We start from the raw sequence: 14,171 nt of genomic DNA, 5'->3' as shown, positions 1-14,171 counted from the left end.
CTAATGTTCTCATTATTAGTATTTTCAGCTGCAACAGGTGGCTTAGGCGGAGCTGGAGGCATAGGAGGAAGCTGAGATTTACGCTCAGATTCAGCATCGGATTGCAACTTACTTTCTGCTTCTGATTGCGACTCATCGCTGGTTTCGGATTGTGATTCTCCGCTCACTTCAGAGTTTTCAGTAGATTCATTAGTTTCATTAGTTTCATTAGTTTCAGCAGTTTCATTAATTTCAGCAGTTTCGTGAGATTCGGCAGTTTCGTGAGATTCGGCAGTTTCATAGGATTCTTTATTATCTTCCGAAATCTCAACTTCTGAATCATTCTCTTCAACATCTTCATCATCATTTGAAGAAATCAATCCGCGTCCCCAAGTCATCGTTGTTTCCAAAGACTGGAACACTTCGCCGTAACGACCAGTTCTGCCAGAATGAACAGACTGAGCCAAACGTGCAATTCCTTCATTTTCTGAAGTGTCACTCTTCAACGATTGCGTTACCATGTCAACAACTTCACGCGCCTGAGCAGCACGTTGAGCTTTTTTAGAAAGCCTCTTATGACGTTCAGTATGCTCAGATTGAGCAATTGATTTTTGAGCATCACTATCTGATTGATCTTGAGAATTTTCAACAGTTTGTTGTGCTTTAGAATTATGCTCAACTTCACTATCCGGGAAATACAACGCAGAATCATATGATCCTTCACGCTCATCACGCACAATTTTGCCGGCATGAAGCTCCACAACTCGCTTACGCATTGAGTTCACAATTTCCTCATTATGCGTAGCCATAACAATCGTTGTACCAGTTCGGTTAATAGCATCCAAAACTTCCATAATTCCAAGAGAAGTAGTTGGATCCAAATTACCAGTAGGCTCATCTGCAAGAATAATTTGAGGGTGATTGACATATGCGCGAGCAATTGCAACTCGTTGCGCCTCACCACCAGAAAGCTCATGTGGGTAATTATTTTCTTTACCAGTCAAACCAACCGTTTCAAGAACACGAGGAACAAGTGAACGAATCGTAGACCGACTCGTGCCGATCACTTCCAAAGCAAAAGCAACATTTTGGTAAACTGTTTTATTATTAAGCAGCTTATAATCCTGAAAAATAAAGCCAAGAGATCTACGATACTGCGGCACCTGTCGGTTAGAAAGTCTGCGCAAATCGTTACCAGCTACGTGAATTTCCCCACCATTTGCTTCTTCTTCGCGAAGCAGCAAACTAAGCAATGTAGTTTTACCAGAACCGGAAGCGCCAACAAGAAACACAAAATCTCCGCGATCTACATGCAAAGACACATCGTCTAATGCAGGACGTGTACCTCGAGGATATATTTTTGACACATGATCTAATGAAATCAGCGACATTGTTTCAATTCCTTCCGAAGATTATGTGTAATTGTTGGTTTTTAGTTCTAGCTTTAGTTTTATTTAAGATTCTGCTTCAGCTTCTTTTTGAGCCGCAACTCGCTGCTCGTGACGCCAACGAATACCAGCTTCAATAAAACCGTCAATATCGCCGTCAAAAACAGCCTGAGTTTGCGAAGTTTCGTAGCCAGTGCGCAAATCCTTCACCATCTGATAAGGGTGAAGCACGTAGGAGCGCATTTGATCACCCCAACTTGCCTTAATATCTCCAGCAAGTTCCTTCTTTTTTGCAGCTTCCTCAGCATGCTTAAGCACAAGCAAACGCGATTGCAAAACTGCCATTGCAGCGGCGCGGTTCTGAATCTGACTTCGCTCATCTTGCATAGAAACAACCAAGCCGGTTGGCAAATGCGTAATACGAACAGCAGAATACGTAGTGTTCACGCCCTGACCTCCTGGCCCTGAAGCCTGGAAAGTATCCACGCGAATATCCGAATCCGGAATATCAATATGATCCGTAGCTTCAACAAGAGGAATTACTTCAACAGCAGAAAAACCAGTTTGGCGACGTCCTTGATTGTCGAATGGCGAAATACGAACCATTCTGTGAGTGCCACCTTCTACAGAAAGACGACCATACGCGTACGGGGCATCCACTTGGAAAGTGGCTGATTTAATACCAGCCTCTTCTGCATAAGACGTGTCCATCATCTTAGTTTTATAGCCGTTTCGCTCAGCCCAGCGCAAGTACATACGAAGAAGCATTTGAGCAAAATCGGCAGCATCCACACCGCCCGCACCAGAACGGATCGTAACAACCGCAGAACGAGCGTCATACTCGCCGTCAAGAAGAGTCTGAACTTCCATATCGTCCAACTCGTGAGCAATATTTCCAAGCTCTTCTTGAGCCTCATTCATTGAATCAGCATCGCCTTCTTCTTCACCAAGCTCAATTAAAGTCTTAGTATCTTCAATACGCTGTTCAACAGCTTGCAAACGCTTCAATTGAGACTGAGCTGCAGAAAGCTTACTCGTGACTTGCTGAGCATGCTCAGAATCGTCCCAAAGTCCAGGCTCTGCAGCCTGCTTTTCTAAATCAGCAATCGTAGCCTTCAACGAATCGACATCTAGTGCTTTAGAAATCAAAGAATACTTTGCTTCAACATCATTTAACGCTTGGGAAAAATCAAATTCCGCCATTTACTTAAAGTACCTCTTTACATACCTGTTTTACGCAATTACTACTCGCAAAATACTTACAAAATCAACTATTGATAAGTTTAGCGCACGGTCAAAATCTCAGGACCGTTTTCCGTAATTGCAATCGTATGCTCAGTGTGTGCACCGCGAGAACCATCAGCAGAGCGAAGAGTCCAACCATCCTTAGGATCCTGGTAAATTTCGTCAGTAGTCTTTAAGAACCATGGCTCAATTGCAATCACAAGACCTGGGCGAAGCTTGTAGCCATGGTGAGCAGTTCCATCGTTAGGAACATGCGGATCGCCGTGCATAATATGACCGACTCCATGACCGCCAAACTCAAGATTTACGCTATAACCATACTCGTGAGCAACGCAACCAACAGCTGCAGAAATATCGCCAAGACGGTTGCCAGGCTGAGCCATATTAATACCAGCCTCAAGAGCTTCCTCAGTGCACTTAATTAAGCGTAAATCCTCAGGATCAGCATGCTTTCCAACCACAAAACTAATAGCGGAATCACCAACCCATCCATCGACGTTAATTGCCAAATCAAGGGTCAACAAATCGCCGTCTTTAAGGTTATAATCAAAAGGAACTCCGTGAAGGACAGCATCGTTTACAGAAGTGCAAATATAGTGCGCAAAAGGACCTGTACCAAAATCAGGAGCGTAATCAACATAGCAAGAAGACGCACCTTTGCGGCTCATAATTCGCTGACGAACGAAGTCATCAATCTCAAGAAGATTCGTGCCAACTTTGGTCATTGCTTTCAAGTCTTTAAGAATACTACCGACGAAGCGACCTGCAGGCTTCATCGCTTCAATTTCAGATGGAGTTTTAAGTTCAATCATGCTTCAAGACTAACGCGCAGGCACGAAAATAAAGCAAAATATAGCGAAAATACTAACTAATAGTGTCGCTTAATACTTGTAAGCTAATCACATGTCTAACAACAATGAAAACAATAGTAATAATAGTAATAATAAGGAATCGCAGAAGGAAATTTCTGCTGTAGATTTCGACCCTGCCTCCTTCTCGTCGGCTACTCGTCCACAAGACGATTTATTCCGTTACGTAAATGGTCCTTGGATTGACACTTACACTCTCCCAGAAGACAAACCAATGTATGGTGCTTTCCACAAGCTTGCAGAAGATGCAGAAAAGCAAATTCGAGATATTTTAGAAAACGAAAATTGCCCAGCCAAAAAGTCGCAAACCTTATACCGTAACTATTTGGATACCGCATCTATTGAAAAAGCTGGAATTACGCCAATTAAGGGCGATCTAGACGCTGTGGATTCAGCAGAAACTAAGGAAGATTTGGTTCGCACTATTGGCGCGCTTAATCCGTACGGCGGTCCAGATGCAATGTTTTATTTTGGAGTTTACGGAGATCCTAAAGATCCTAAGACGAATATTATGCATATTGAGCAATCGGGATTGGGCTTGCCAGACGAAGCATACTATCGCGAAGATAACTACGCTCCAATTCGCACTGAATATGTAAAAATGGTAGCTTCGTTGTTGAGATTGGCTGGTTACGGAGATACCGCCACTACCCAAGCTCAAGCCGAGCGTTTTTTGAATGTTGAAACTAAAATCGCGAAGCATCATTGGGATAACGTGGCAACTCGCGATTCTCAAAAAACTTATAATCCTTGCAATTATGCTGATTTGGCAAAAAATCTTGAAGCGCTGAATCTCGACGCTTTCTTAGATGCTGCACAAAAAGCGTACGAAACTTGCGAAGAAGCAGAACATCAACCAATCAATCTTCGTGAAGCTTTTAGCAAAGTAGTAGTTCACGAGCCAAGCTTTATAGAAGGATTGAATAAGATTTGGCAGGAAACTAACTTAGAAGATTTAAAGCTTTGGGCACGCGTGCACGTGATTTTGTGCTGGGCAATCTTACTGAGTGAAGACTTTGCCGAAGCTAGATTCGACTTCTACGGCAAGGTGCTTTCTGGAGCCACAAAGCAACGCGACCGCTGGAAGCGAGCAGTCGGAGTTGTTGACGATGCTTGTGGCGAGGAAGTTGGACGCGAATACGTGCGATTGCATTTCCCTGAGTCTTCTAAGGAATATATGCAAGGCTTAGTTGACAATCTTATTAACGCTTACCGCGAGTCGATTTCTCACAGCAGCTGGCTTGGCGAGGAAACTAAAGCGAAGGCTTTGGAAAAGATTAGTAAATTTGAGCCAAATATTGGTTACACAAACCATTGGGTTGACTACTCTGCGCTAAATATTAAGGAAGACGCTGATTTAGTTGAGAATATGCGCGAAGTTTATCGATTTGGCTTTGGTAAAAATACTGCAAAAGCCGGAAATCCTGTGGATCGCGAAGAGTGGCAGATGACTCCGCAAACTGTGAACGCTTACTACGATCCTCTGCTGAACGTAATCGTGTTCCCAGCTGCTATTTTGCAACCACCATTCTTTAACCCAAGCGCTCCAGACGCAGCAAATTATGGTGCTATTGGTGCCGTGATTGGTCATGAAATCGGTCACGGTTTTGACGATCAAGGTTGCGAATACGACGGCGACGGCGTACTTAACAATTGGTGGACTGAAGAAGACAAAACCAACTTCACTGAGCGCACTAAGAAGCTTATTGAGCAATACAATGCTTTCACACCAACGCAGCTTATTGTTAAGTACTCTCACTTGAAGAGCAAAGAAGAGCGCAATGCGATGCCTCACGTAAACGGTGCTTTAACAATCGGCGAAAATATTGGCGATTTAAGCGGCGTGACCATTGCGCTTAAAGCATACGCTTTCGCCTTGCAAAAGAGCAAGGGACAAGAAATCAACGGAAGTGATGATGCTATTCGCGAAACCTTGCTGAACGCTCCTGAAGTAGATGGTTTCACTGCTTTGCAGCGATTCTTCTTAAGCTACGCGTTAGTATGGCGTTCCAAGGCTCGTAATGAAATTGCGGAACAGCTGCTTCAAATCGACCCGCACTCCCCAGCCGAATGCCGCACTAACGGCATTGCTCGAAACGTTGACTTGTTCTACGATGCGTTCGATGTTCAAGAAGGCGACGAGATGTGGCTCGACCCAAGCGAGCGCGTGCACATTTGGTAAAGCATCTCAAATTGAGCACAGAAAATAGAAAATAAGAAATAGAAAAGCCTGCAAGCGTTCTTTACTAATCGTTTGCAGGCTTAATTTATATAACCTTATAAGTTTTTATTCTTCCGCAGAGGCAGAACCTGCAGAAACAGCTTCTTCTGCAGCAAAATCTTGCGAAATAGTCTCATTTGAAACAGCTTCTTCTGCTACAACAGCAGTATTATCAGCAGCTTCTTTTACAGCAGTATCAGTATTAGCAACAGCAGTATTAGCAACAGCAGTATTAGCAACAGCAGTGTCTACAGAAGCAGCTTTTGTACGCGCATTTTTGCGTGACTTATAAAGTAAAATAGAAAATACAACTACAGCACAAAGAATAATTACCATTGCAATTACAGCAACCACCATTCCAGAAATACCAGTTTTTTCAGTATTTTTAGCGGAATCTTTACTATTTGCAATTTGAGAATTAACCTTATTGGCTAAATGCTTATTTTTCCCAAATGCTTTCTTTTTGTTAGATCTATCACCCTTATGTTTTTTCTTATTTTTATCGTCCTTCTTATCTTTCTTATCTTTTTTATCCTTGTCGTCCTTTTTATCCTTATCGGATTTAGCTGCCTTAGTATTATTCGCTACTGCAGCAGGACGCTGATAAACTTGAGGGCTTCCATAACCAATTTTGCCATCAGGATAGTCAATATCACCGTTATATTCCGACAAAGTTAAATCACCAACAATGCCGTACGGACCGCCTTGAGCTTCACCATAACCAAAGGAGATATTTCGTGGATTCAAGATTTGATACAAATGACCATTCTCGTCAGTAAAGGCACCACGAGTAGCGCGCAATGGTCCCTCTTCATTTTGAATCCATAAACGCATAGAACCAGCAAGATCTGTACCCCAGCTTAAGTTTTCACCCCAAGCTTTTCTACCATTAAAATCAGGTGCGCTTTTACCATCTGGAGCAAAATGACCAAATTTACCATGTTGAGCAGTCTCTTGTGCGCGACGATACGCATCCTCTTCATTTGCGGAATCGTATTGAATATTATTCACATAAGCTTGTTTAGTTAAACCGCAACGACTCACATAATCTTGCAAAGGAATTCCTTCAAAGTAAATACTACGATCGTCGTATAAACGCGAACGTGCATTACGAATTGAAGCCAGCACATAGCGCACTACATCAACAGATCGAACCCAGCCAACACTACGTGCAACGTTTTTTTGTTTAATAATCGGGTTTTTAATAGACAGGTTTGACGTAGACGAATTAGATGCTTCTTTGCTTAATTCTAACGAATTTATGCCCATCAAATTCATATTCATGGAGCTTTGTGCAGACAAGCACACAAAGGATACTACAGCAAGCAGGCTTATCAGCGAACATACAATATGCTTCACTACAGCACTTTTAACTATCGTATTCTTCGAATTCATTGAACTATTCGATTTAAAACCAAATGATTTAAATAAATTAGATGAGCATGAATTTACATGCATAGCTAAATTGCGCACCAATCCCTGCTTATTATTTTTCATAGTAAAAAACTCTTCTTCTGTTCATTCAATGCAACAAATATAGGTTAATAGTATCTCTTAATAAGGAATTATTGCGAAAATGCTTGCAATCTTGCTGTTTTACAAGTGATTTTATTGTCAATATTTTTAATAAATTGTGGTTAAAACATAGCTTTTAACCACAATAAAAGAATTTTCTAGAACAATTCTCGCAAAACATTCATAGTTGTTATTACTGCGGCATTTCCTTGTGGCTGCGAAGCTCAGGGGCAATGATGGCTCTGATTTCGGGGCTGAAATGGCTGCAGTCCAAATCGTGAAAGGATGATGAATATGGTACAACAACAGTCAACTGTGACTATTAGCGGATTTGTAGGCGCAGAACCAATAAGTTTTGGACGCAACGAAAATTCTCCTGCTTGTTCTCTACGAATTGCAAGCACACAATCTTATTATCGAAATGATGAGCAGCAATGGCATGAGCGTCCAACCACATGGATGACTGTGAAGGCGTATCGAACTTTGGCTTCAAACGTTCTTAAAAGCGTGCATAAAGGTGATGCAATTGTTGTTTCTGGAAATTTGAGTACTGAAAGTTGGACAAAAGACGGCAATGATTATAATCGCATAATTTTAGAAGCGGCTACTATTGGTCACGATTTAAATCGTGGAACTACTCAATTTACAAAGCGAAACGCTGATTCCGCTAAAAATGATCATACGAAAGAAAGTAATCAAGCACAGCAGAACAATAGGGCACAACAAAATAACTCTAACGCAAACATTTTGAATGATGAATTTGGGGGCGAAACTGATATTTAAGAAAAATAAAATCGCAACTCAAGAAATCCCTCAAACTCGCGCAACGGTAAGCAAATTAATATGAATAAAATAAAATAGCCGCCAAGAATCAACATTCCTGGCGGCAAATCTATTTATTCTCTATTTCGCAAATTAAGTATTTCCTAATTTACTGAAACTGAGATATCTACTACTTAATCACATGTATGTCATCAGAAGAAACCGATGGCTGACCATAAGGCAAATCACCACCATGATACATAATGCCATTAGGTTTCGTTGCAATAGTAATTCTCTTACCTTCGTATTGTTTGAAATTATTACTAGTTCCATCATTAGAGTCACTGATAAGCACAGCTACTTTATTAGCGAAAGTAATAGTTGGTCTTAAAGCACAATCCATAAAACCATTAGCCACTGTAACTGAAGATGGATTATCTAGCAAAAGAACAGTAAAGCGTGCATTATCATCATAAGTGTCTGGGAAGCCAGTAGTATCATCCTTATCAGCGCCAGGTAAGTTCTTAGCTTCTTCCTTACTTAAGGTCTTTATTGTTCCAGTGTAGACTTGGTAACCCTTTTCAATCCAATTCTGAACATTCTTATTATGCTCACGCACTTTTTGTGAATTCTCTTCATTATTCACTAATGCGTCAACGCCTCTCATGTCTGAAATTGAAATAAACGACGGCATTACTACTCTTGATAATTCATCAGTTCCTTGAACAACACCATCGCTTCCTAACGGATGCTCAACAGTTTCAGAACTAGTTGTGAATTTATGATGTTTATTTAGGCGATATATTGTTTTTGTCCAAGGCATATCTCCATCACTTGTAGCATCAGAACCAAATGGAGCAAGTGTAACTATTCCATCATGATTCTTGTTAAAATACAAAGTTGCATATGAATCGCTACTAGTGGTCAAATCTTCAGATTTTATAAGCTTTTTACCATCGTAAGAAGCAACACGAACACCATATGTAGCGTCTATCATTCTAGTAGTATCAGCGCTGCGCGAAGACGCAATCACTAAATCTGGGATAGAGTCTTTGTTTATATCCCATAGCGTGTAGTAATACTTCATGTCACTACTGTCGGAAGATTTGGTTTCGCTAAAATCTTTTAGAACTTTTTTATATTGTTTTCCAGCCTCACTAATTACGTTATTATGAGACCCATCAGCACTATTTACTCTTTTATTTAGATTCAAAAAACAAACTATTCCAGCAATTACCACAACTAATGCAACTACTGCCGAAATAATAATTGTTAATTTTGAATACTTACTTTTCTTATTCTTAGGCGCGTCTACAGGCTGCTCATAAACCTGAGGATACATCTGCTGTTCTGATTGGTTATAAACTGCTTGCTGTGGATTATTTATTTGTTCTGCAGAAGTTTGCGAACCAATAGAAGAATCAATCCTCGCTCCACACTCATTACAAAATTGCTGATCATCACTAATTTGTGATCCACATTTTTCACAAAACATATGTGTAACTTCTTCCTATTACGTATATATAAAACAAGTGGGATGCAAACGCAGAGCCCACAAGTTATTAATATTTCTCACGATTCAAAATTACGCATCAAATTTTACTTATTCAAAAGTATTTTGACACGCTCTACAATGCGGCTTGCAGCTTCGTCAACTGGAACTGCTTCAACATTTGAGCCGTTTCGATCGCGGATTTCAATCGTACCGTTGTTCACGGTATCGCGACCTACTACAGCAATCAGCGGCACGCCAACAAGCTCAGCATCCTTAAACTTTACGCCTGGAGAAACCTTTGGACGGTCGTCAAAGATTACTTCGATTCCCTGCTTACTAAGCTCTTCAACAACCTTTTCAGCAGCGTCGAAAGCAATCTGATCCTTGCCAGTAGCAACGACGTGAACTTGAGCTGGAGCAATTGCCATAGGCCATGCGAGACCAGCGTCGTCGTGATGTGTTTCTGCTAAGCATGCGATCACGCGGCTAACGCCGATACCGTAGCAGCCCATCCAAACTGGCACAGCTTTACCATTTTCGTTAAGCACACTTAAGCCCAAAGCCTTAGAATACTTTAAGCCAAGCTGGAACACCTGTCCGATTTCCACACCGCGTTCGAAGCTAAGCGGACCGGAACCATCTGGGCTCATATCGCCGTCACGAACCTGGGCTGCTTCAACAACGCCGTCAGCCTCAAAATCGCGACCGTAAACAGCGTTGTAAACGTGCTTTCCGTCTTCGTCAGCTCCTGTAATCCAGGCGCTTCCCTTCGCAACGTGAGCATCCATCAAGTAGCGAACAGGATTTTCAATACCACTACCCTCTTTGCGAGCTTGAGGACCTAATACGCTAAAACCAATGTAGCCCTTAACAAACTCAGGATGAGACTTCAAATCATCCTCAGTTGCTTCTTCGATTTCTGCAGGAGCAAACTGAGCTTCAAGACGCTTCATATCTACCTGGCGGTCACCTGGAATACCAATAGCAACAATTTCGCGCCATGGCTCCTCATGCTCGCCACCCTCAGCATCAGCCGGGTGCTTAACAGCAATAATCAGATTCTTCAAAGTGTCGTCTGCTTGCCATTCGCGGCCATCTTTACGCGGATGCAAATCGTTAGAGACCTTAACCAAAGCTTCAATCGTCTTAGCGTCTGGAGTTTCGAGCGCTTCTGCTGTAGGAGTTGCAGAATAATCAACCTCAGACATTTCTGGAGTGGTAAGAGCCTCAACATTCCAAGCTTTTCCGGAAGGAGCAAGAGCAAAAGTATCTTCACCAATTGGCATTGGAGCCAAGAATTCCTCAGAATCAGAACCGCCCATTGGACCGGAAACAGCGTGAACAATCACGTATTTAATGCCCAAACGGTTGAAAATTCGAGCGTAAGCAGCGCGCTCTTCAACATAAGCAGACTTCAAACCATCTTCGTCAATTGAGAACGAATAAGCATCCTGCATAATAAACTCGCGACCGCGGATAAGACCTGCGCGAGGACGGAATTCGTCGCGATACTTCGTTTGAATCTGATACAAAGTAACAGGCAAATCCTTATACGAAGAATACATATCCTTAACAAGGAGCGTGAAAACTTCTTCGTGCGTTGGAGCAAGAAGATAGTCAGCTTCATGACGATCCTTAAGGCGGAAAATGTTGTCGCCGTATTCTTCCCAACGGTTTGTAGCCTCATAAGGCTCACGTGGAAGAAGCGCTGGGAAGTGGACTTCCTGCGCACCGATACCGTTGATTTCTTCGCGAATAATCGCTTGAACCTTGTTTAAAACCTTGAGTCCGAGCGGCAACCAAGTCCACACACCTGGGGCAGATTTGCGAATATAGCCTGCGCGCTGCATAAGTTTTGCGGAAGTCACGTCCGCGTCTGCAGGATCCTCGCGCAGCGTACGAAGGAACAGCTGAGACATACGAAGTACATTGGAATTCATGCGTTCCAATCTATTTGCGCATGAGGACATAAACACTTGTTTACACAGCTAAACAAACAAGCCAAAGCAGCGACAAAAACCCAGTTAAAACTCCGGCAAATGTTCCTGAAGCTTTGCAGTAATGCTTCTGCGAACGGTGAGTATTTATTGCCTAGAGAACACTAGCGTCCGTGCTGTTGCACACACCACGCCAAGCACACCTACCACACCACAAAACAACGGTGGGTGAATTTACTAGTGGGAGATAGGAATTGCTTGGTCGAGCAATATAAAAGCGGAACGATAGTAATATCTTGTTGACGAATACTATTTTTGCAGAAAAAGTAAGTAAAAAAAAAAACTAAACTTAACTACACAACCGCTAAGTCTAAATAAGGTATAAGAGCGGAGCGCTGCGAGACAAGTAATTCCTATATCACACAACCACGCAAGAAACCCGCCAGCCAAAAACCAGTCCAGCGACAAAATCCGGAGAAAAAGCCGCGCGCCAGTAAAAACGCGTATCGCACTAAAACTCGTCATCGAAGGAAAACTCTTCATTATCTGCGTAATTGACAGCGCCAAAAATGTCAAACTCTTGCTGATTTGCAGAATCGCCCTCAAACTTATCTGTCAAAAATACAGAAGCACCATCGCTAGCAAGCATCTCACTCGCACGTTTGGAAGCATCGCGCAAAGATCCATCTAGTAGAACGGCATCAACTGAAACGCTAAACGCGCGATCGTTAATACCTTCCAAATAAAGACCGCCCAGATTTTCCACGCGAGAAAGCGCAACATATCCCATTCCAGGAGCGAAAGTTCTACGCAAATCCATTACCGCACTATCGAGCGTCATACCTTGCGACTTATGAATCGTAATTCCCCACGCGCAACGAAGAGGCACTTGATTTACGCTAGCAAGTACAGTCTCACCGTCCGTCATTTCCCACGCAGCTGGCTTAAGAGTGATAATATTTCCGTTTTCAAACTCAACAATCGGCCAGCCACCTTTAGATTCAGGCACAAAACGCAACACACGTCCAACAGAGCCGTTTACATACTGCTTTTCTTGGTCATTACGCAATGCCATCACAGCAGCTCCGACCTTCAAAACTAAACGCTCCGGAGCAAGCATATTCTTCTTTAAGCGCTCAACGAGATTTTTAGGTCCTGCTTCCGTTGCAACGAATTCGTGAGGCTCAGCATTAATTTCCGCAAGCTGCATATTATTTAAGCCATCTGCTTGCGCGTTCGTTGGGAAAAGATGTACTGCAACTTCGTCATCTTGCGGATACTCACCAAGACGGCTGGCCAACACTTGCTTATCGTCGTCACTTACTAGACCGCTACGAATATCTGTTAAAACATCAAGTAACTTACCGTCGTCTTGACGATGTTGCTCAGTTAAATAGCACACAACAGGTTTCAAAGCATCCCAGGCGAAAGATTCCGTAATATAGCCTTCCGGATTTTTTCCAGCTGCAGCATACTTTTCGCGCGACGAAATAAACTCCGGGCTCGGCTCGAACACGTCACGATTTCGCATAGAAGTGCTAACAGGAGGCAGCTGGAAGAAGTCGCCCGAAATAACTACTTGAAGCCCGCCGAAAGGAGCGGGATTTTTGCGCACTTTTCGGCATACTTCGTCAACCATGTCGAAAAGCCACGCGTGTATCATTGAAACTTCGTCCAGCACGAGCACGTCCGTGGCTTTTATGCGCTTTCCTCGCCTAGCTCTAATGGTTTTAAGAAGCGTATCCGTAAGTGCGTTTGCAACTCCAACTCCACTCCAAGAGTGAATGGTTTGACCGTTTAAATGAGTTGCTGCGATTCCGGTAGAAGCCGTTACAGCCACGCTTAAACCGTTCTTTCGCATTTCGCGAATAGCTTCGTTTAATACGTAGGTTTTACCTGCACCCGGAGCGCCGGTAATGAACGCGCTTGCACCAGCGTTGATTATGGTTAGAGCTTCGGATTGCTTCATCGGCAGTACCTTTTATTGTGTTTAATACGTTTAGTAGTCGCGCTTTTCTGCGGAATTTACGTCTTCTAGCGCCTCTCCGCGGCGTTCGTAGTCACGAAGCAAGCTCGTGCTTTCAATGTGCTGTGCGCCAGCTTTTGCTTGAGACTCACTTGGGCCTGGAGCTGGAACGAACATCATATCGCGGTAGTAACGAAGCTCGTCAATCGACTCAATAATATCCGCGAGCGCACGGTGACCGCCATGTTTTGCCGGCTTATTGCGGTAAACGTCCGGGTAAAGCCTGCGCGAAATTTCCTTCAACGTGCTTACGTCTATTACACGATAGTGCAGATTTGCCATTAAATCTGGCATGTAACGGTCGAGGAACTTTTTATCGGAACCGACGGAGTTTCCAGCAAGATGAGCTTTTCCGCGAGCCGGCAGGAAGCGCTTTACGTATTCAACTACCTGCTTTTGTGCTTCTTCCAAAGGCAAACCATTCTTATTCCACTCGTCAACAAGTCCGGAAGAAGTGTGCATATTGCGCACAAAATCGTTCATATGAGCCACAGCAGCTTCGCTTGGCTTAATCACTAAATCAATGCCGTCGTCCAAAACTTTCAGATTAAAGTCGGTTGGAACTACAGATACTTCGCATAATTCGTCGTGGAAAATATCGAGTCCCGTCATCTCGCAATCAATCCAAATTAAGCGCGACTCTTCCGGCGTAAACGTAAGATCTTCCTTAGCTTCAGCCATTTTCGTTCCTTTCCTAATATTTTTTCGAACCCATCAGCCTACATCTTCCCACC

The 14,171-nt window shown here is 43.0% G+C and carries 9 protein-coding genes and 1 pseudogene; 2 read left to right on the top strand and 8 right to left on the bottom strand.

Translation table 11 applies throughout. The features are described from left to right. Positions 1–356 precede the first annotated feature (356 nt). The 3 genes and pseudogenes from ftsE to map all read right to left on the bottom strand — a co-directional run. Positions 357–1,370, bottom strand: a pseudogene (gene ftsE / locus HXT58_RS01490) (cell division ATP-binding protein FtsE); the annotation flags it as partial. Between the two features lie 63 nt (positions 1,371–1,433). After that, positions 1,434–2,570 (bottom strand): peptide chain release factor 2, encoded by a 1,137-nt coding sequence (gene prfB, locus HXT58_RS01485; protein ID WP_004107453.1) that lies wholly within the window; start codon positions 2,568–2,570, stop codon positions 1,434–1,436. An 80-nt stretch (positions 2,571–2,650) separates the two neighbouring features. Continuing rightward, on the bottom strand, positions 2,651–3,424 hold the full coding sequence (gene map / locus HXT58_RS01480; protein ID WP_004107450.1) for a type I methionyl aminopeptidase: 774 nt from the start codon (positions 3,422–3,424) through the stop codon (positions 2,651–2,653). A gap of 91 nt (positions 3,425–3,515) precedes the next feature. Here map and HXT58_RS01475 point away from each other — a divergent pair, with 91 nt between their 5' ends. Beyond that, positions 3,516–5,663 carry a M13 family metallopeptidase gene (locus HXT58_RS01475; protein WP_101886099.1) on the top strand — a complete coding sequence of 716 codons (2,148 nt, stop codon included), beginning with the start codon at positions 3,516–3,518 and terminating at the stop codon, positions 5,661–5,663. A gap of 105 nt (positions 5,664–5,768) precedes the next feature. Here HXT58_RS01475 and HXT58_RS01470 read toward each other — a convergent pair whose 3' ends face one another. After that, positions 5,769–7,199, bottom strand: a complete 1,431-nt coding sequence (locus tag HXT58_RS01470; protein ID WP_415706015.1) for a CAP domain-containing protein — start codon at positions 7,197–7,199, stop codon at positions 5,769–5,771. Between the two features lie 312 nt (positions 7,200–7,511). On the opposite strand from HXT58_RS01470, the gene HXT58_RS01465 reads away from it, so the two are divergent. Further along, complete coding sequence (locus HXT58_RS01465; protein ID WP_004118831.1) at positions 7,512–8,000, top strand: single-stranded DNA-binding protein; 489 nt, start codon at positions 7,512–7,514, stop codon at positions 7,998–8,000. Between the two features lie 169 nt (positions 8,001–8,169). Here the strand turns inward: HXT58_RS01465 and HXT58_RS01460 are convergent, their stop codons facing one another. The 4 genes from HXT58_RS01460 to orn form a co-directional block, all read right to left on the bottom strand. Continuing rightward, positions 8,170–9,474 carry a zinc ribbon domain-containing protein gene (locus tag HXT58_RS01460; protein ID WP_234025930.1) on the bottom strand — a complete coding sequence of 435 codons (1,305 nt, stop codon included), beginning with the start codon at positions 9,472–9,474 and terminating at the stop codon, positions 8,170–8,172. A gap of 104 nt (positions 9,475–9,578) precedes the next feature. Further along, positions 9,579–11,414: a proline--tRNA ligase gene (locus HXT58_RS01455; RefSeq protein WP_421775643.1), complete on the bottom strand. Its 1,836-nt coding sequence runs from the start codon at positions 11,412–11,414 to the stop codon at positions 9,579–9,581. A gap of 508 nt (positions 11,415–11,922) precedes the next feature. Then, positions 11,923–13,380, bottom strand: a complete 1,458-nt coding sequence (locus HXT58_RS01450; protein ID WP_421775642.1) for a PIF1 family DEAD/DEAH box helicase — start codon at positions 13,378–13,380, stop codon at positions 11,923–11,925. A 30-nt stretch (positions 13,381–13,410) separates the two neighbouring features. Continuing rightward, a complete protein-coding gene (gene orn, locus HXT58_RS01445; RefSeq protein ID WP_004118810.1) occupies positions 13,411–14,118 on the bottom strand; it encodes an oligoribonuclease in 708 nt (235 codons plus the stop codon). Positions 14,119–14,171: the final 53 nt, after the last annotated feature.

It is taken from the genome of Gardnerella sp. KA01000 (assembly GCF_049244035.1).
Lineage (GTDB): Bacteria > Actinomycetota > Actinomycetes > Actinomycetales > Bifidobacteriaceae > Bifidobacterium > Bifidobacterium leopoldii.
This window is presented reverse-complemented; position numbering and strand designations above follow the sequence as displayed.